We start from the raw sequence: 18,709 nt of genomic DNA, 5'->3' as shown, positions 1-18,709 counted from the left end.
CTTAAACGAAGTCTTGCAAATTTTATTGTCGTCCACCCTCACATTGATTGTGCATCTGTTTCGTCTACAGCAGTATGTACATCCAGCCCACGATGCATATTTTCCTGCATAAACGTTAGCTCAAATACTTCTTTTAACTTACGAACAGGAATGATTTCAATTCCCTTTATTGTATACAAAAGTGGTTGCATGTTTTCAGCAGGGATGATGACTTTCTTAGCCCCTGCTTTTTTCGCAGCTTTTATTTTTGCGTACACACCACCAATCGGCTTCACTTCTCCGTGTATACTTATCTCACCTGTCATCGCTACTTCATTATTCACATACGTACGATGCACTGCTGAATATACACCTGTTGCCATAGCGATTCCTGCCGAAGGTCCATCAATTGGGATACCGCCTGGAAAATTAATATGTATATCGTACCCTTCTGGCAACACATCTAGAGAACGAAGTACTGTTAATACATTGTCTACAGAACCTTTCGCCATACTTTTACGGCGAATCGATTTCGTTTGACTACCAATACTTTCCTCTTCTACAATTCCGGTAACATTTACCGATCCTTTATCTTTCGCCTTGATCGCTGTTACTTCAATTTCTAATAATGCGCCCGTATTCGGACCATATACAGCAAGTCCATTTACAAGACCAATCCTTGGAATCGGATAAATATGTTTTTCATATTTCGGTGTAAGTTGGCTAGAATGAACAACCCATTCTATATCTTCATCTTTAATGAAAGAACGTTCTTCATTTATCGCCATTCCAGCAGAAATTTGCACAAGATTAATCGCTTCTCGTCCATTTCTTGCATACATTCCGATCATTTCAATACCATTTTCACCAATTTGCATTTCCACTTTTTCAGCTGCATTCTTCGCTACTTTTTGAATTTCCTCTGTATCTAACTCACGGAAAAACACTTCTAAACAACGCGAACGAATGGCAGGTGGAATTTCCTCTGGTGAACGCGTCGTCGCACCGACTAAGCGAAAATCCGCCGGTAAACCTTTTTGAAAAATGTCATGTATATATGTTGGAATCATCGTATTCTCTTCACTATAATACGCACTTTCTAAAAATACTTTCCGATCTTCTAATACCTTTAACATTTTGTTCATTTGTATCGGATGCAGTTCACCAATCTCATCAATGAACAAAATACCACCGTGTGCATCTGTTACAGCGCCTTTTTTCGGTTGTGGAATACCAGCTTGCCCCATCGCACCCGCACCTTGATAAATTGGATCATGCACCGAGCCAATTAAAGGATCTGCAATACCACGTTCATCAAACCTCGCTGTCGTCGCATCGAGTTCAATAAACGTTGCATTCGTACGAAATGGAGATTTCGGATTTCTTTTCGCTTCTTCTAATACAAGACGTGCTGCCGCTGTCTTTCCGACACCTGGCGGGCCATATATAATTACATGTTGCGGGTTCGGACCACATAGAGCCGCTTTTAACGACTTAATCCCGTCCTCTTGCCCTACAATATCTAAAAAGGATGTAGGACGTACCTTTTCCGCAAGCGGCTCTGTTAGAGAAATCTCACGCATTTTACGAAGCTGCTCTAATTCTTTTTTCGATTCTCGATCAATTGAAACTTTTTGTGTTCGCTGATTTCGAAGTAAATGCCAAAAATACAATCCTACAATTACTCCAAAAACAAGTTGAACAACTAAAAATATATTTGTCCAGCTCATCATTTATTTCCTCCCGCAATGTTTTATCCCTTAGTATTTCCGCGGAGGAACGTAGCTAAACATAAAGAAAAACAGCAATTATAAAAATTGCTGTTTCTCCTTTGTATTATGCAGATGTTTTTGTATCAAGTACAGTACCGTCTTGTAACACCAATTTTGGCGCTGCATTATCAGCCACTGTTTCTTTTGTCAGAACACACTTCTCGATATCTTTGCGAGATGGAAGTTCGAACATTACATCCAGCATTAAGCCTTCAATAATAGAACGAAGTCCACGAGCACCTGTTTTACGTTCAATTGCTTTCTTCGCAATTTCGATTAGTGCACCTTCTTCAAACTCTAACTCAACATCGTCAAGCTCCAATAATTTTTGGAATTGCTTAACAAGTGCATTTTTCGGTTTCGTTAAAATATCAACAAGAGCATCTTCATCAAGTGGCTCTAGGTTCGCAATAACTGGAAGACGACCAATAAACTCTGGAATTAAACCAAATCTTAAAAGATCCTCTGGTAATACGTGAGATAAAACATGCTTTTCATTTACATCAGCATTTTTCTTCTCAGAACCGAATCCAATTACTTTTTCACCAAGGCGACGTTTAATAATTGGCTCGATGCCATCAAACGCTCCACCACAAATGAATAAGATGTTCGTTGTATCAATTTGAATAAACTCTTGATGCGGATGCTTACGACCACCTTGAGGTGGAACGCTTGCTACAGTACCTTCTAAAATTTTCAGAAGTGCCTGCTGCACACCTTCACCAGATACATCACGTGTAATTGATGGATTTTCGGACTTACGTGCCACTTTATCAATCTCATCAATATAAATGATTCCTTTTTCCGCTTTCTCTACATCATAATCAGCTGCTTGGATTAGTTTTAGTAAGATGTTTTCTACATCTTCCCCAACGTATCCAGCTTCTGTTAAAGATGTTGCGTCCGCGATTGCAAATGGAACATTTAAAATACGCGCTAACGTTTGTGCCAATAATGTTTTACCACTACCTGTTGGCCCGATAAGTGCGATATTACTCTTCGCTAATTCTACATCATCAATTTTGCTGTTAGAATTAATGCGTTTGTAATGGTTATATACCGCTACCGCTAGTGCTTTTTTCGCGTTATCTTGTCCGATGACATACTCATCTAAGATTTCACGAATTTCTACCGGTTTCGGTACATCTTTGAATTCTACTTCTTCGTCCTTCGCAAGCTCCTCTTGTACAATTTCAGTACAAAGTTCGATACACTCGTCACAAATGTAAACACCTGGACCTGCAACTAACTTTCGAACTTGCGTTTGTGTTTTACCACAGAAAGAACATTTTAATTGCCCTTTTTCATCATTAAATTTAAACATATTTTCACACCCCTTACAAAGTGCTAACCTCTTGCCTTCGTATGTACACGATAAATGTATCGTATGTAAATACATATTATGTCACTACGTGGCGAGAAATACAAATAATATGACTAGTTATGTACAAATAAAAATTTTTTAAAACTTTTGAAATATGTATATTCGACTTACAAAGGAACTTTTCCTTCTTCATCGAAAAGTTTTATAAATATATTTCTATATTTATAAAACAAGGCACGATTAAAATCGTGCCTTGTTATTTTATTATGCAGCGTTGTCTACTAAGAAGTCTACAGCTTTGCGCACTTTAATATCTTCAGCTAAAGCGTCTACGCTTCCAAGAGCTTGCTTGATAGCGTCTACTGGCATACCGTACATTTCAGCCATTTTTTCAACTTCTGCAGTTACTTCTTCTTCAGTAACTTCGATGTTTTCAGCTTCAATGATAGCTTCAAGAACAAGGTTGATTCTTACGCGTTTTTGAGCGTCTTCTTTCATTTGCTCTTTTAACTTGTCAGCGTCAGTACCTGTGAATTGGTAGTAAAGCTCAAGGTTCATACCTTGTTGGCTTAAACGTTGCTCGAATTCACGAACCATACGATCTAACTCAGTGTCGATCATAGCTTCTGGAATGTCGATTTCAGCGTTAGCAGCAGCTAATTCTACTACTTCGTCACGTACTTTGTGCTCAGCTTCGTGCTTTTTGCCTTCTTCTAAGTTTGTGCGAAGTTTCGCTTTTAATTCATCAAGAGTTGCAACCGCTTCGTCTGCTTCTTTAGCGAACTCGTCGTTTAACTCAGGAAGTTCTTTTGTTTTGATTTCGTGAATTGTTACTTTGAATGTTGCTGGTTTTCCAGCTAATTCAGCAGCATGGTACTCTTCTGGGAATGATACTTCAACGTCTTTAGAATCACCAGATTTAAGACCAATTACTTGCTCTTCGAAACCTGGGATGAATGTACCAGAACCGATTGCAAGAGAGTAGTTTTCGCCTTTTCCGCCTTCAAATGCTTCGCCATCAACGAAACCTTCGAAGTCGATTACAGCTGTATCACCGTTTTCAACAGTTCCTTCTTCTTTAACAACTAGTTCAGCTTGACGCTCTTGTAAAGCTTTTAATTCGTTCTCTACATCTTCGTCAGTTACAGTTGTTTCAACTTTTTCTACTGCTAAACCTTTGTACTCACCTAATTTAACTTCAGGTTTCACTGTAACTTTTGCAGTGAAGATAAGGTTAGCATTTTTTTCGAACTTCTCGATGTCGATTTCAGGATGAGCAACTGGGAAAATACCAGCTTCATCGATTGCTTCACCGTATGCTTTTGGTAAGATGATATCTAAAGCATCTTGGTATAAAGATTCGATACCAAAGCGTTGTTCGAATAATGGACGAGGCATTTTTCCTTTACGGAAACCTGGTACATTAATTGTTTTTACTACTTTTTTGAATGCAGCGTCGATAGAGTTGTTTACTTCTTTAGCATCAACTTCGATTGTTAAAACGCCAACGTTACCTTCTAATTTTTCCCATTTTGTAGACATTTATTCTTTCCCTCCAACTATAATAATGTATGCACATACCTCTATAGATTAAGACCTTCATTATCTCTTTTTTGAAATAACAAATGCACAAATAATCCTCTAGCAAAAGCTTTCAGATATAATGTTTCAATCTATTAATTGTCTAAAAGACAATTACGGTATATTTTGTTCGAGAATAATATGAAACATATTAAGTAAGAGAATTACACTTCTCTTCTCTTACAAACAGACAGATTTCTGCCTTTTGCAACCCTTACATTATAACATAGAATATGCTCGTTTCAAGAACTGAACAACTCTTTTTCATAATTATACGGGCAAATATCCTTCTCTTTCAACACGTAATAACCATTGATAGGCAATATGAAACTCTTCTAATTCAATATTGTACGCTGTCATAAGCTCTTCTTCATCAATAGCCAATCCGAAACGCTTTCTTCCAATTCTCTCTAAAACAGCAGCCCAGATCTCTACTTTATCCATTAATAGAGCGAATGGGAAAACACCAATTTGTAGTTCTTTCCAGTATGTAGCCATCGCATCAAATATATCCGGATAATTTTGCTCTAATCGGCTTGATAATATATGTATAATGTTATCGGATTGCTCCTCATTATGACCTGTAAATGCTGGAATCACCTTGATCGTATTTCCAAACTTTTCTACTTCTATCTCTTCTTCTATTTGATTTTCTATCATTTTATATAAAATAGAAGTTTTCAAATAAGGGTGCTGCTGTTCGTCTATTAAAAATTTCTTTAAGACAGGTAATGCAAGATCCAAATCTTTTAACGAAAGTTGCTGAATTGCCCTTAACTTTTGCCCGAAGTTTTCACCAAAAATCTCATTAGTAAACTCGTCCAAATCAAAATTAGAATCCGCTAATGATGCATCTTCCTCATTTAGCATTCCTTCTGCAAATAAAGCGAGCTGCGCTAATTTTTCTTTTTGTTCCGGCATTATGTCTTTCGTTTGCAAAACTTTTTCAACAGTTTCAATAACACCTTCATAATCATTTGTTTGAACTAAAATAGTCACATATGTTTCAAGAATATCACCAAATAGTACAGCTCCTGTTTCAAGTAACTGTTCACATTTGTCTTTCGCTTCTTCCATACGTTTTAATTCTAACAAACAAATAACTGAAGCTAATTCCGTTTGTTCCGTTTCCGCATTATACTGACGTAATATTTCAAAGCAGCGCAATGCATCTTCGAATTTCCGCTCTTTCAGCGCTAAAAAACCTTCATCAATATAACGCTCTGATAGTTGAGGAAACAATACGACCGTATTTTCTTTTTTATCCATACGTCCGCCTCTTTTTCTTGATTTTAATTATGTTCAAAGTAAATATATCAAATGCGTAATGAGAACACAACATCCCGAAAACATTTGTTTGAAATATAAAAATATTCAATTTTTATATTTCAACATGAACAAACCTTTATCAAAAACCAAGATTATATAAATAAAAATCCTCAGCAACAAGCACAGAGGATTCATTATTAATGGAAAGCTTTTATAATAGTGGGGTATATAACAAGGGTAATAATTTGGAGAACAATAATTGCCATAACAATCATGCTAAAATAGAAGATTGGTTTACTTCGCTTCATTAAAAACATAATAATAAGCATCGTACAACCAAACAAACTTAAGAAGAACAAACTCGTTGTCGAACTAAGTATACCACTCGGGACAAAGAACAATAACACTACACTACAAGTACCTATAATTCCAAATAACCATTCCATTCATTCACTCATTCCCTTTCCCTCTCATGGCAGTTTTTTTCTACGCTACTAAATGTTTTACAACATCAATTACATACGTTAATTTCTCATACGCTACAAATCCAAAAGCTACTGTTAAGCCCGTTACGATTAACCCTTTCATCATTTCTTCCTCCTCGTTTTATCGTTGTTACCTTTATTATAAAAGATTAGCAATTTGTTACCATCGAACTACCTTACAGTTACCTTACAGAATTGTAAGATTTCAAAAATTGATTTAAAATCGTGTTAATATATTTTCGAACAATTAAGAATTTATTTTACAAGGGGGATTATATATGTTTAAAAAAATGGCTGCAGATGTTTTAGGATTAAGTGATGTAGGTTCTGTCATTACACCGAAGGATTACGATAAGGTTGATGCTGATGATTACGTGATGCATGAAGATGGCGAGAAAATTTATTTTCTAATTAAATCAAAATCAGATGAATATTGCTTCACAAACAAAGGATTAATCCACCTAGATGGTACAAGTGCAACAAGTAAAAAGCGTACACTACGCCGCTTTAGCTACAGTAAATATCCAATTAAAAACGTAGCACTTGAAACTGCAGGAACGATTGACTTAGATGTAGAAATTAAGTTTCAAATGGGAGATGAGTATTACTCAATTGATGTTCATAAAAAACATATTGAAGAATTAAAAGATTTATATAAGGCTTTACTTAAAATCGAAGAAATTTCATATGACAACGATATTACATTGCAGTATGCACATAAAAGTTTAGATATGGCATCTAACGCTTTCAGCCGTATTTCAAACGCACAAGTAAATTTAGCAGACCAATTTAAAGAGATAAATGAGATCGCCTTTAACTGGCTCGTTGATACGAAGAAGCAATATAACGTGAAAGATTATGGTTTTGTATTTGAGAAGTTTATCAATAACTAAACAAAAAACCTTGTTATCAAAAGATAACAAGGTTTTCTTAGCGTCCTAGGAAAGATTCGAACTCCCGATCCGCCCATTCCCGTACTATTTTATATATTTTGATCGCAGTCTTAATATATCTTCCTCTTCGCGAATGCCTGCCGATCCCTTCCTCACATTTTTTACGACAGTCCAATTCGGGTCAGTTTCATCACCGATGTTCCGTATTGTAAAGTTGCCGTCACCATATTTCCGTTTACCTTCTGCCAATTTTTCCGTTAAATCAGTCTCTTTTGATCTTGCCATCTTTGCGCCATCTCCCTTTTTATACAACCTTCTTAAACTGTCCAATCACACGTCCAGTCAATTGGAGATCCTCGCTTTCCACTTCGATTAATTGTAACACACTGCCAGGGATAAGTTCTGATAACGGCTGCTCAATCGTACTAGAAACGTTATTTCCTTTGAATGTGAATGAACCGACGCCAGTTACGCTAAACGGTGCGATTCCTTGCCGCTGCATTTTGTTTGTATCGTTATAAACGATTCCTAAGCATGCGTTGAATTCACATATTACATTATAAGGGATATCATATCTTTTGAATTGATTGTGCAACGTTCGATTCGCCGAGTTCATTAATCGTACTTTCTTTTGATCGTCCACATCGTGTCAGTCTTCGTTGCTGATAACGTATGTATCAATATGTTCACTGTTTTAACAGAATTCGATAATATAGCTAACGAAATAGAAAGAGCTCCGAAAAATTTCACAGTTCTTTCACATACATCAATTTTTAGACAAACAAAAAACCTTGTTATCAAAAGATAACAAGGTTTTGTTAGCGTCCCAGGAGAGATTCGAACTCCCGACCGTACGCTTAGAAGGCGTATGCTCTATCCGGCTGAGCTACTGGGACATGGAGCGGGTGAAGAGAATCGAACTCTCGACCAGAGCTTGGAAGGCTCTTGTTTTACCACTAAACTACACCCGCATATGTTATTTTATTTTCTTCGTTAGCGCCGTTGCCCTATCGACAATATTTATTATATGTATAACCATACATAAAGTCAACACCTTTTTTAAAAGAGGATAATTTTTCTTATCCTCTTTTAAAAACTGCTTGTTCAACTAGTTGTCCGTCTAATGTTTCAAAGCGAACTTCCATTTGATTTTCATCCATTTCTAATAAAGCAAATGTCTTCTCTACACGCTGACGTGGTAATAAAATACTTCCAGGATTAATAAATAAAACGCCATCGATTAATTCCGCACCTAATACGTGAGAGTGTCCGAAGCATGCAACTTGCGCTCCTGCCTCTTCTGCACGGTACGCTAACGTTTGTAATGTCATTTTCACGTTATGCCGATGCCCATGCACCACTACGAAACGAACGCCATCTACATCCGTTACAATTTCGTCTTGAAAGTTAGCATAATCACAGTTCCCTTTTACAACGTGGAAACCTTGCAGTTCTTCATGAGCAGGTGTTAGCTCTGAATCACCGCAATGAATCATGATATCTACTTTTCCTTCATATTTCGCTTTTAACTGCTGTAATTCCTTCACAGAGCTATGACTATCGCTTACGATTAAAGCTTTCATCAATCTCTCTCCCTTATTCTCCTAAAAACCATTCCGGGATTTTTTCTTCTAACTTACGAAGAGCACGCCCGCGGTGACTAATGGCGTTTTTCTCATCTGAGCTTAGTTCCGCCATCGCTTTTTTATATTCTTCCACATAAAAAATTGGATCATATCCAAAACCGTTTTCCCCGCGGCGCTGTTCTAAAATGTACCCTTCGCACGTTCCATTCACAATTACCGGCTCTTTATCCGCTTCTGGGAATGCAACTGCTAGTGCACAGTAGAAACGCGCTTTACGTTTTTCAAAATCGACATCATTTAATTCTTGTAACACTTTATCGATGTTCGCTTGATCGTCTTTCGGCTCTCCAGCAAAACGAGCTGAATACACGCCTGGTTTTCCGTTTAAAGCATCTACAATGAGACCTGAATCATCCGCAATTACGATAGCATCCAACTGTCTACTTAGACTATCTGCTTTTAAGATTGCATTTTCTTCAAATGTTTCGCCAGTTTCTTCAACTTCTTCAATATGAGGAAAATCGTGTAATGATTTCACTTCTAAATCGAATCGCCCAAATAACTCAGCAAACTCACGTACTTTCCCCAAATTTTTTGTCGCTACAACAACTTGTTTCATATTTTCCACCTCTACTCTATATGAGATACGATGTCACCTAACGCTTCTTTTTGCATATCAATTAGTTGGAAAATCCCTTGTTCCGCAGCATCAAGTAATCCATTTAACTGAGCTCTGCTAAACGTCGCTTCTTCTCCAGTTCCTTGCACTTCAACAAACTGACCTTTTCCAGTCATAATTACATTCATATCAACGTCTGCTTTAGAATCTTCTACGTAGTTTAAGTCTAAAACAACACCTTGTTCTTCAACAATCCCTACTGACGTTGCTGCTAAATAATCTTTCACTGGAATTTTAGATACTTTTTCTGCTTGTAATAACTTCTCAAACGCTAATACCATCGCTACATATGCCCCTGTAATAGAAGCTGTTCTCGTTCCACCATCCGCTTGAATAACATCACAGTCAATCCAAACTGTTCTCTCGCCAAGCGCTTCTAAATCAACTACCGCACGTAATGCTCGTCCAATTAAACGTTGGATTTCCATTGTACGTCCTGTTACTTTCCCTTTACTTGACTCCCTGATTGTACGTTGTTCTGTCGCACGTGGAATCATCGCGTATTCAGCTGTTACCCAGCCCTTTCCTTCTCCACGCATAAACGGTGGTACACGCTCTTCAATTGTCGCTGAACAAATTACCTTTGTATCCCCAACTTCAATTAATACTGACCCTTCTGGATGTTTCAAATAATTCGTATGAATATGTATATGGCGTAATTCTGTTTTCTCTCTACCATCTACTCGCATAAAATAACCTCCTCATAACTACTACTCGTTAGTATAGCCAAATTTAAATGTATGATATGTATACAATAAAAGAAGGAGAACCCAAAAAGCAATTCCCCTTTCTTACATAAGTATATCAAATTATTCGTGATTAAAAACCACCTGTATTCACGTTTTCTGGACGATTTACAGGTTTTGTTAACTTTTCACCCTTCTCATCCATAAGATTTGCTTTCCCATTCACTTGAATAGAAACATTTTTCACACCTTGTTTTTCCGTTAAAGATAAAACTAATGATTTCAATACGTAATTTGAAATCTTACTTTTATCTTTATTCGCAAATATATTTTCATTAAAGTTTAACGTAATATTCCCGTCTTGCAATTTCGGATTCGTAATAAGTTTGACCCCTGGATTAAAGTCACTCAACAGTGAATTTTGATTCGGCCCTTTAACTAGTTCATTTACAACTGTCGTAATATCATTTTCTTTCCCCTCTGCAACGCGGCGCGTAACTGGCACATAATATTGCTGTTTATTATTTTGCGCCATAAAATACAATGTGACTGGTTTTGTATTTGTTACATCAGCTACTTGTTCATCATCAAAGTTAATACCATTCGCGCGGCTCACCCCTTCACCAAGCGGTGTACCACCAACAGGCATCTTCGCTAATTTTTCACCATTTATTTGGAACTGCACTTGTTTTACCTCTTTAAATTGCGTCAACGTCCACGCTATAGATTCAACAATTTGACGCTCTTCTTCTTTGGCATATTTTTTCATCTCACTAGAGAAATCAATGACTGCCGTCCCATCTTTTTTCAAATCCAAAGTCATCATTGTATTTGCTGGAATGACCGCACGGAACCCATTCGGTAACAAATCCGTTACAGGTCCATCTTTCACAAGATATTCTAGCGTTTGCTGCATGACCTCATTTGCTTTCGGAGTTGGTATAGTTAACGTTTGTGGTACAACATAACCATTTTTATCAACAAGGTATAGTTCCCTATTTACCGTTTGCCCTTGTTTATCCTTCTTAGCTACCTCTTTCTTTCCACCCTCTGTATACGTAACTTGTTTTGGTGGATCAATTTGTTCAGTCGCTTTCTCCTGATTTATAAAGCCACACCCTGTTAGTAAAACAGCGCTCACAGTAGCACCAACAACCCATTTAAAAGTGGATTTAGGCATGCCATTCCCCCCTAAAAGCTAAGTTTGTACTATTATGTATACGAGCTGTTTCACATTTTAGAACAAGCCCTGCTGCTTATAAATAAAAAACTCCTGATTTCTCAGGAGTTCACTTATATGAGTCTACTATTATTCTGTTTCTAAATTGATATGCTTCACATTTTCAATCGGCTGACCGAACCACTTGGATGCAATTTCTTTAAATAAGTCTATTTTACCAGTCGTTAAAAAGAGGTGATCACTTTGCTCTTCTCCCTCATTTAACATTTTACTGTGGTATAAAATTGTACTTACTTCACGCGCCGTTTCATCACCCGAACTAATCAATTGCACTTTATCTCCCATTACATTTTTAATAACTGGGCCTAAAATCGGATAATGTGTACACCCTAAAATAAGCGTATCAATATCAGTGCTTTTTAGCGGTTGCAACGTTTCTCTTACAACTTCATACGCCATTTCACTCTCGAAATTCCCACTCTCTACAAGTTCAACGAAAGGTGGGCACGCTAAACTTTCTACCATAACACGGTTATTAATAGACTTTAACGCCTCTTCGTACGCACCACTTTTCACCGTTCCAATCGTTCCAATAATCCCAACATGGTACGTATTTGTCACTTTTAAAGCTGTACGTGATCCTGGATGGATAACTCCTACTACCGGAATCGGTAATTGCTTCTGCATTTCTTCTAGTACAACCGCAGTTGCTGTATTACACGCAATAACTAGCATTTTAATATTTAAATCTAATAAATGCTCTGTCATTTCCCACGTAAATTGACGCACTTCTTCTCGAGAACGCGGACCATACGGGCAACGTGCTGTATCTCCTAAATATATAATACGCTCTTTCGGCAACTGACGAATTAATTCCTTCGCTACTGTTAAACCGCCAACTCCTGAATCGATAACACCGATTGCTCTATTCAACTTCATCACCCGTTTTCTCATTCATCATCTTATTTTATGTTTATCATTATATTTTACGCAATTTAAGTTCGCTCACTAAAATTGCTCCTGTATGAAAATTTTTTATGTGTACCTATATAGACTAGGACCTTTTTTATTTTGCTCCTTTTTTTCATAATTTGCAAGACAGAAAAATAACCGACCTTCTAAATGAAAGTCGGTTTCTTCTATAATAAAGTACGTATTTATTACGCCTCCTTTCTTTGGACAGAAGATATCCCTATTAATAAGAAGAAATGTGCAGAGATTAAACCGACGATAATTTATTTACAGCTCTTTTTATAGCCTTACCTATTTCCACACTAGACTGCGGATTCTGCCCTGTAATCAAACGCCCATCTACTACAACATGCGGCGTAAAGTTAGGTGCAACATAAAAGAAAGCTCCTTCTTCCTTCAATTTACTTTCTAACAAAAATGGAACTCTCTTTTCTAAATGCACAGCTTTTTCTTCATCATTTGTATAACCTGTTATTCGCTTGCCTGCACTAAAAAACGAACCATCTTTATTTTTCACACCGACTAAAGAGCTTACCCCGTGACAAACAGCCGCTACAATCCGGTTATTGTTATACATATTCTCAATCAAATTTGCAACATATGGATTACCTGGAAAATCTACAATCGCCCCGTGCCCACCACCAAATAAAACCGCATCATAATCTGAAAAGTGAACAGTTGAGATCGACTTCGTATTTTGCAATAAAGAAGCGACATACTTAAATTCACGGGGTATACCATTTGGAATAGATACTCTATCAATAGGTACCCTCCCGCCTTTTATCGATACGATATCAACATCAAACTTAACCCTTTTAAACAAATGATAAGGAGCAGCAAGCTCTTCAAGCCACAAACCAGTCGGGTGTCCCTTCATATCATGAGCACTTGTTGAAACTAACAATATCCTTTTCAACATATCCCCTCCTTACTACCTATTTATGTATGAGACATTCTTATCATTCATATAGAGCGTGAAACAAACAGAAAAATAGCCGACTCTTTGTATAAAAGTCGGCTTACTTCTTATAACTCAAGCTCTCCCATACGAAGAAGCTCAACAACTGCCTGTGAACGTCCTTTAACCCCTAGCTTTTGCATTGCGTTAGATATGTGGTTGCGAACGGTTTTTTCACTGATAAAAAGTTCACCTGCAATTTCCTTCGTTGTTTTATCTTGAACCAGTAATTCAAATACTTCTCTCTCTCTCTTTGTGAGTAACGGTTTAGATTGATACGCTTTTTCCTTCAACTGGTATAACCCTCCTTGCTTAAGCCAGAGCTGTATATGTGTAAGTTGGGTGTTTATTTAGTCAAGATATTGTATGAACGAAATGTGCAGGTGGTGAATGAAAATAGGCTTTATTTCTTATGTTATTTTAGACATTTATACAGTGCACGCACTCATTTTATCCACTTACTGTTTAATGCGCCATATTTGTTCTAGCAATATACTTACAACTGTACCTACGAACAAACCATTGCCGAATATATATTGCATAACAGACGGCAACGATTGGAGTGCTCCAGACGGTAAAAACATAACACCGCTGCCAAATAATACTGCTACTCCTAAAATTGTTATATTCCTTTCATTAAGCTCCACTTGTTTTATATTGTTTAGTCCAATCCCAATTAGTTGCACGAATGAAGCCATTAAAACTGCAGATGCAACAGCGGATGGTAATGACGCTAAGTAACGAATAATACTTGGAAAAAGCGACATAACGACTAGTAGTACACATGCCATTAAGAACGATCGTATATATTTTTGTTTTGTTAGGCGTATAAATCCTGCTGTTGCTGGTAACGGAACGACACCTACAGTTGAAAATACGGAGGAAATAATATGTGAAATCCCTCCAACCCACGTACCATCTCTCAACTGTTTTTGTTCAATCGTCGCTTTATGGATGGTAGCTTGATTAATTGCTATAATAGCAGCTACTGTATTTGAAACTAAAATACATACCATAACGAAACTTGATACAGCCATCCCTGTATTCCATTTCGGAAGCCCCCAAGCAAATATATGCGGAAATTGCACAAAGTGAGTTACTTGAGACGGAATCGTCACTTTCCCTGCAATTAAAAAGATAATCCACCCACTAATTAACCCTATTAAAACTGCATAACTTTTAACAAAACCTTTCCCAAAATTAGATAGTATAATAACGAACAAAAATATACTAAACGCGATTATTGCTGTAAATCCATCGACTTGAGAAACAGTGGCTGTAATTCCTAGCATTCCTTTCAAAAATACACCACTTAGTTGTAAACATAACAAAAGTAAAAACGTCCCTGTCACAAGCGGCGTAAATAAAAATAAAATACGCCCTATAAAACCACTTACTCCTAATCCTATTAAAATGACACCGGAAATTATCATTCCTAATTCTAAAATTTGCAACGTACTATGTAATTGATCCTGCCCGACAGTTGCATAAGCAAGTACAGTAAATACACCAACCCAAGATCCAGCTGGCCCATCCGCAATTGGTAGTCTATGTCCAATCCAACCTTGTAAAAAAGAGGATATACCAACTACAAAAAACGTACGCTGCATTAAATAAAATATTTCTTCCGTCGTAAGGTGAAATAATCCGCCAACAACAATTGGTAGTGCGATTGAATTCGCTAATAAAAATATAAACCATTGCAAAGTTCCCATAATGTGATTTTGATTATGTTGATTGTCCAATTTTTTCATCCCTTCTATACATTCCACACAGAAATACACTCTATACTATTACGTAGCTTTTCGAAACAACTCTTTTTGTCCTTTCGATTTCTTCCCGTATCCAAATGTTGCAGTGTAAACTCCACAAACGATAAAAACAGCTCCAATTATTTGAATGGCTGTTACACTTTTCTGCAATATAATATACCCTACCACCATCGTAACGAATGGTTCTAAATTTAAAAACATTGCTGCTGTTGATGCTTGCGCTTTTCTCAATTGATTATTCCAAACTAATGTGCAAATTCCATGCATAAGTATTGCTGTCACAATGAGAAGCGACCAACTCTCTATAGAGTATTTCAACGTCATATGAGAAAAGGTAAAAGCAAGAAACGGTAGCATAATTAAAAAACCAAAAATTGAAGAAAAGAATGTAATCAAAAACATATCATCTCTGTTCCCCAATTTCCGAATTAAAACGATAGATAAAGAAAAAGATAGCATCGTTATAAAAATCCATATTAACCCTTCTGAAAAGACGAATCTCTGCCCAACACCAATTACAAAAAACACTCCAAAAGTAGCAATTCCTCCTCCTATTACTAACTTAGCTGTTAACGGTTCGTTTAAAATAAATACCGCTAGAATAGAAGTCATGACAGGAGTAAGTGCTAATATTAGCGCAGCTGTTGTTGGATCCGCTGTCTGTAACCCTTCATAAAAAGACCATTGATTAATCGCGACACCTATGATCCCAATTAATAATACACTTTTCATTTCATTCTTTTCTATATATAAGTCTTTCTTACACATAATAGCGTACGCTAGAAAAAACAAATTAATAAATAGTAAGCGAAGTGTCGTTAACAACACTGGATGAAATGTATTTACTAAAATCGCACCAAATATAAAATTACTCCCCCAAACTACTACACATATAAACAGTAATATATATGTACGTGTCACCTATTCCCCTCCTTTTCTCGTAAAAAAGAAGGATTCCTATTCTTTCATTAGGAACCCTTGAAAAAATATATATAAATTAGGGAGATACGTAAATTAAATCAATACACCTTGAACATGTTGCAAGGAACCTGCTACTATTTTCCCATCTTTCATTACGGCTGGTCGCTTTGCTCGTCTAGCAATCGCTTCTGCTGAACAAGTAGCTTGCAAGAAGACGAAATCAGCTTTATCTCCTACTTTAGGCCAAACCTGATTTCCTTCTTGATCCAATGGCGTTTTTCCACCTGTAATATACGCTAAAGAAGAAGATAAAGACTTCTCATCAATCCAGCGATACTTTTCTGCTAAACGCCCTACTCTTTCAAAAATATCAGCATTGCCAAATGGGCCCCATGAATCAAACATACTATCGCAACCTAAAGAAACGGAAACGCCTTTTTCTGTAAGTAATGGTACTGGCGGCATATTTCTATTAATTGGTACTGTCGTAATAATAGACATTCCTCTTTCAGCTAATAAGTCTGCCATATCTGCTCCTTCTTCTTTAGATACATCACCTAGACTAAACGCATGACTGACCGCAACACGTCCGTCCCAACTAGCCTCCTCTGTAAAGTGAGCTAATTTTTTAATTGTATAAATACCTAAATGCCCTGCATCATGTAAATGCAAATCAACATCTGCATTTGCCTCTACAGCGATTTCCATCATATCAAAAAGTGATTTTTCAATATTATTATCTACTGTAGCTGGATCTACACCACCTACTAAAGTTGCGCCCATTTTCATTGCTTCTCTCATAAGAGAATGTGCTTCTGTACGAAGTAAACCGTGCTGCGGGAATGCTACGATTTCATATGTAAACGTACCTTTCATATTCTCTAAAGTTTGACGTACAGATTCTAAGTTTTTAAGACCAATATACGGATCAATATTTACATGCGTTCGTATATGAGTCGAACCAGCATTTAAAATATTTCTTAGTAATAACTCTGCTCTCTCTCCAGTTGTTTGAGCTAAAATTGGTAACTCCTGCTGTTCTAACTCTAATCTCTCAATAATATTTTTTACTGGTGTGCACGCTTCCCATTGGCCACCAAGTTTTGTTTTATCAAGGTGAAAATGATTTTCCACAAACGATGGAAGAACAAGCAATTCTTTCGCATCTTTCGTTTCATACTCTGTTTGAAGCGGCACATCCGCAAGTACAATTTTTGCAATCTCTCCATCTTGTATGAGTAAATGATGCAAAGCTGTTTCTGTACCTGTAACTACTTCACTATTAAACTTGTAACCTGTTTCTAATCGTACATTCGTTAACCAATACACATTTTGCATTTCAATCATCCTCTCAAACAAGATTATTTATAGCCTTTTTTTGCAAACTACCAGCAACAACATTTCCTTTATATAGAACAGCACAGCGCTCTGTTTGTCTTGCTACTACCTCGGCTGAACATGACGCTTCTGTAAAGACGATATTTGCTTCATCCCCAATTTTTGGCCATTGACGATTCCCTTGATCATCTAATATAGATTTCCCACCCGTAATAAACTGAAGTGCTTTCCCTAAAGAGCGCTCATCAATCCATCTAAATCTTTCCGCTAGACAATTTGCCTTTTGCAACATATCTCCTGTCCCAAATGGAGACCAATGATCAGTTATACTATCGTTTCCTAGTGAAACTTTTACACCTTGACGATTTAATAACGGAACTGGAATTACATGTCTACTAATTGGAACTGTTGACGTTATATCAATGCCTAATGCCGCAAGTCGTTCAGACATTTCCTCCGCTTCTTCTACAGATACATCTCCAAGTCCAAGAGCATGACTAATCGTAACTCTTCCTTGCCACCCTGCTTCTTCTGTCAATGCTGCCAATCTCTTCATTGTAAATGTTCCGAGTTGGTCCGCGTCATGTAAATGAATATCAATATCTGAATCAAACTCTACTGCAATATCCATAATTGTATTTAATGATTTTTCAATATTACCGTCTACTGTAGCTGGGTCTACTCCACCTACTAAATGAGCTCCCATACGCATAGCGTCTTTTACAAGCCCTACGGAATTACTTCGTAACAAACCATGTTGCGGGAATGCTACAATTTTTGCTGATAACTTGTCTTTATATGTTTCTAGCGCCGCAATCGTTGCTTCTAAATTCCCAAGACCAATTACAGGATCAATATTGCAATGTGTTCGAATATTTGTCGCTCCATTTTCAAGAAGTAATTGCAACATTTTCTCCGCTCTACTCTTTGCAGTTTCTAATTGCTTCGGAAGAATAGTTTGCTCCTCATGAATGCGAGTGAATATACTTTTTACTGGTGTGCATGCTCTCCATGGTCCACCATAATACGTTTTATCAATATGAATATGCATTTCTTCAAATGCTGGTAATGCCAGTAAACCGTTTGCATTTACTACTTCACCATCTTGCTCTGATACAATCCCAGGTAATATCTTCGTAATCTTCCCATCTTCAATAAACAAACTACAAATCTCCGTTTCTGTACTTGTAATTCGCGATTCCTCAAATACATATCCACATTCAAGCTTCACATTCGTTAACCAATATTGTGATTTTACACTCACTCTGTCAATCTCCCTTCGCAATATGATTTTTCTATTTCCCAAATGAAACA

19 protein-coding genes and 2 tRNA genes are annotated in these 18,709 nt (G+C 37.0%); 1 reads left to right on the top strand and 20 read right to left on the bottom strand.

Going from position 1 to position 18,709, the window contains the following annotated elements; genetic code table 11:
• Nucleotides 1-38: 38 nt before the first annotated feature.
• The 5 genes from lonB to EUC40_RS04620 form a co-directional block, all read right to left on the bottom strand.
• Nucleotides 39-1,709, bottom strand: a complete 1,671-nt coding sequence (lonB, locus tag EUC40_RS04640) for an ATP-dependent protease LonB (protein ID WP_033665543.1) — start codon at nucleotides 1,707-1,709, stop codon at nucleotides 39-41.
• A gap of 106 nt (nucleotides 1,710-1,815) precedes the next feature.
• Complete coding sequence (gene clpX, locus EUC40_RS04635) at nucleotides 1,816-3,075, bottom strand: ATP-dependent protease ATP-binding subunit ClpX (protein ID WP_000472280.1); 1,260 nt, start codon at nucleotides 3,073-3,075, stop codon at nucleotides 1,816-1,818.
• Between the two features lie 264 nt (nucleotides 3,076-3,339).
• Entirely contained in the window at nucleotides 3,340-4,617 is a 1,278-nt protein-coding gene (tig, locus tag EUC40_RS04630) for a trigger factor (protein ID WP_071713330.1), read from the bottom strand.
• A 309-nt stretch (nucleotides 4,618-4,926) separates the two neighbouring features.
• Nucleotides 4,927-5,925 (bottom strand): hypothetical protein, encoded by a 999-nt coding sequence (locus EUC40_RS04625; RefSeq protein ID WP_156573880.1) that lies wholly within the window; start codon nucleotides 5,923-5,925, stop codon nucleotides 4,927-4,929.
• Between the two features lie 197 nt (nucleotides 5,926-6,122).
• Nucleotides 6,123-6,371, bottom strand: a complete 249-nt coding sequence (locus EUC40_RS04620; RefSeq protein ID WP_071713332.1) for a hypothetical protein — start codon at nucleotides 6,369-6,371, stop codon at nucleotides 6,123-6,125.
• Nucleotides 6,372-6,688: 317 nt separating this feature from the next.
• On the opposite strand from EUC40_RS04620, the gene EUC40_RS04615 reads away from it, so the two are divergent.
• Nucleotides 6,689-7,303, top strand: a complete 615-nt coding sequence (locus EUC40_RS04615; protein ID WP_071713333.1) for a PH domain-containing protein — start codon at nucleotides 6,689-6,691, stop codon at nucleotides 7,301-7,303.
• 84 nt (nucleotides 7,304-7,387) lie between these two features.
• Here EUC40_RS04615 and EUC40_RS04610 read toward each other — a convergent pair whose 3' ends face one another.
• From EUC40_RS04610 to EUC40_RS04540, 15 genes are all read right to left on the bottom strand, one after another.
• Nucleotides 7,388-7,588 carry a cytoplasmic protein gene (locus EUC40_RS04610; protein WP_071713334.1) on the bottom strand — a complete coding sequence of 67 codons (201 nt, stop codon included), beginning with the start codon at nucleotides 7,586-7,588 and terminating at the stop codon, nucleotides 7,388-7,390.
• A 19-nt stretch (nucleotides 7,589-7,607) separates the two neighbouring features.
• Complete coding sequence (locus tag EUC40_RS04605) at nucleotides 7,608-7,946, bottom strand: hypothetical protein (protein ID WP_244322179.1); 339 nt, start codon at nucleotides 7,944-7,946, stop codon at nucleotides 7,608-7,610.
• 179 nt (nucleotides 7,947-8,125) lie between these two features.
• Nucleotides 8,126-8,199: transfer RNA gene (locus EUC40_RS04600), tRNA-Arg, on the bottom strand.
• A 1-nt stretch (nucleotide 8,200) separates the two neighbouring features.
• Nucleotides 8,201-8,274, bottom strand: a tRNA-Gly gene (locus EUC40_RS04595).
• 108 nt (nucleotides 8,275-8,382) lie between these two features.
• Entirely contained in the window at nucleotides 8,383-8,886 is a 504-nt protein-coding gene (locus tag EUC40_RS04590) for a metallophosphoesterase (protein WP_071713335.1), read from the bottom strand.
• A gap of 13 nt (nucleotides 8,887-8,899) precedes the next feature.
• The gene (locus tag EUC40_RS04585) at nucleotides 8,900-9,508 is read right to left on the bottom strand and encodes an XTP/dITP diphosphatase (RefSeq protein WP_071713336.1); all 609 of its coding nucleotides are present in this window, start codon (nucleotides 9,506-9,508) and stop codon (nucleotides 8,900-8,902) included.
• Between the two features lie 11 nt (nucleotides 9,509-9,519).
• On the bottom strand, nucleotides 9,520-10,257 hold the full coding sequence (gene rph / locus EUC40_RS04580) for a ribonuclease PH (protein ID WP_156573878.1): 738 nt from the start codon (nucleotides 10,255-10,257) through the stop codon (nucleotides 9,520-9,522).
• Between the two features lie 130 nt (nucleotides 10,258-10,387).
• Entirely contained in the window at nucleotides 10,388-11,434 is a 1,047-nt protein-coding gene (locus tag EUC40_RS04575) for a GerMN domain-containing protein (protein ID WP_156573875.1), read from the bottom strand.
• A gap of 129 nt (nucleotides 11,435-11,563) precedes the next feature.
• The gene (gene racE, locus EUC40_RS04570; RefSeq protein WP_116758558.1) at nucleotides 11,564-12,388 is read right to left on the bottom strand and encodes a glutamate racemase; all 825 of its coding nucleotides are present in this window, start codon (nucleotides 12,386-12,388) and stop codon (nucleotides 11,564-11,566) included.
• Nucleotides 12,389-12,653: 265 nt separating this feature from the next.
• Complete coding sequence (locus EUC40_RS04565; RefSeq protein ID WP_156573873.1) at nucleotides 12,654-13,325, bottom strand: type 1 glutamine amidotransferase domain-containing protein; 672 nt, start codon at nucleotides 13,323-13,325, stop codon at nucleotides 12,654-12,656.
• 107 nt (nucleotides 13,326-13,432) lie between these two features.
• A complete protein-coding gene (gerE, locus tag EUC40_RS04560) occupies nucleotides 13,433-13,657 on the bottom strand; it encodes a spore germination transcription factor GerE (RefSeq protein ID WP_000659484.1) in 225 nt (74 codons plus the stop codon).
• 165 nt (nucleotides 13,658-13,822) lie between these two features.
• The gene (locus EUC40_RS04555) at nucleotides 13,823-15,118 is read right to left on the bottom strand and encodes a purine/pyrimidine permease (protein WP_156573871.1); all 1,296 of its coding nucleotides are present in this window, start codon (nucleotides 15,116-15,118) and stop codon (nucleotides 13,823-13,825) included.
• 39 nt (nucleotides 15,119-15,157) lie between these two features.
• Entirely contained in the window at nucleotides 15,158-16,057 is a 900-nt protein-coding gene (locus EUC40_RS04550; protein WP_071713340.1) for a DMT family transporter, read from the bottom strand.
• Nucleotides 16,058-16,150: 93 nt separating this feature from the next.
• On the bottom strand, nucleotides 16,151-17,395 hold the full coding sequence (locus tag EUC40_RS04545) for an amidohydrolase family protein (RefSeq protein WP_156573868.1): 1,245 nt from the start codon (nucleotides 17,393-17,395) through the stop codon (nucleotides 16,151-16,153).
• Nucleotides 17,396-17,408: 13 nt separating this feature from the next.
• The gene (locus EUC40_RS04540; RefSeq protein ID WP_156573866.1) at nucleotides 17,409-18,659 is read right to left on the bottom strand and encodes an amidohydrolase family protein; all 1,251 of its coding nucleotides are present in this window, start codon (nucleotides 18,657-18,659) and stop codon (nucleotides 17,409-17,411) included.
• Nucleotides 18,660-18,709 lie beyond the last annotated feature (50 nt).

It is taken from the genome of Bacillus luti, assembly GCF_009739945.1.
Taxonomy (GTDB): Bacteria; Bacillota; Bacilli; order Bacillales; family Bacillaceae_G; genus Bacillus_A; species Bacillus_A luti.
Note: the sequence above shows the minus strand (reverse complement) of the source record. Positions and strands in the feature narration are given on the sequence as shown.

What these genes read in the sequence shown, in the direction of transcription:
- EUC40_RS04615 (WP_071713333.1), top strand. Translation starts at nt 6,689, where the DNA reads ATGTTTAAAAAAATGGCTGCAGATGTTTTAGGATTAAGTGATGTAGGT.
- EUC40_RS04545 (WP_156573868.1), bottom strand. Translation starts at nt 17,395, where the DNA reads ATGCAAAATGTGTATTGGTTAACGAATGTACGATTAGAAACAGGTTAC.
- rph (WP_156573878.1), bottom strand. Translation starts at nt 10,257, where the DNA reads ATGCGAGTAGATGGTAGAGAGAAAACAGAATTACGCCATATACATATT.
- lonB (WP_033665543.1), bottom strand. Translation starts at nt 1,709, where the DNA reads ATGAGCTGGACAAATATATTTTTAGTTGTTCAACTTGTTTTTGGAGTA.
- EUC40_RS04555 (WP_156573871.1), bottom strand. Translation starts at nt 15,118, where the DNA reads ATGAAAAAATTGGACAATCAACATAATCAAAATCACATTATGGGAACT.
- EUC40_RS04625 (WP_156573880.1), bottom strand. Translation starts at nt 5,925, where the DNA reads ATGGATAAAAAAGAAAATACGGTCGTATTGTTTCCTCAACTATCAGAG.
- EUC40_RS04585 (WP_071713336.1), bottom strand. Translation starts at nt 9,508, where the DNA reads ATGAAACAAGTTGTTGTAGCGACAAAAAATTTGGGGAAAGTACGTGAG.
- racE (WP_116758558.1), bottom strand. Translation starts at nt 12,388, where the DNA reads ATGAGAAAACGGGTGATGAAGTTGAATAGAGCAATCGGTGTTATCGAT.
- EUC40_RS04620 (WP_071713332.1), bottom strand. Translation starts at nt 6,371, where the DNA reads ATGGAATGGTTATTTGGAATTATAGGTACTTGTAGTGTAGTGTTATTG.
- EUC40_RS04565 (WP_156573873.1), bottom strand. Translation starts at nt 13,325, where the DNA reads ATGTTGAAAAGGATATTGTTAGTTTCAACAAGTGCTCATGATATGAAG.
- EUC40_RS04575 (WP_156573875.1), bottom strand. Translation starts at nt 11,434, where the DNA reads ATGCCTAAATCCACTTTTAAATGGGTTGTTGGTGCTACTGTGAGCGCT.
- clpX (WP_000472280.1), bottom strand. Translation starts at nt 3,075, where the DNA reads ATGTTTAAATTTAATGATGAAAAAGGGCAATTAAAATGTTCTTTCTGT.
- EUC40_RS04610 (WP_071713334.1), bottom strand. Translation starts at nt 7,588, where the DNA reads ATGGCAAGATCAAAAGAGACTGATTTAACGGAAAAATTGGCAGAAGGT.
- EUC40_RS04590 (WP_071713335.1), bottom strand. Translation starts at nt 8,886, where the DNA reads ATGAAAGCTTTAATCGTAAGCGATAGTCATAGCTCTGTGAAGGAATTA.
- tig (WP_071713330.1), bottom strand. Translation starts at nt 4,617, where the DNA reads ATGTCTACAAAATGGGAAAAATTAGAAGGTAACGTTGGCGTTTTAACA.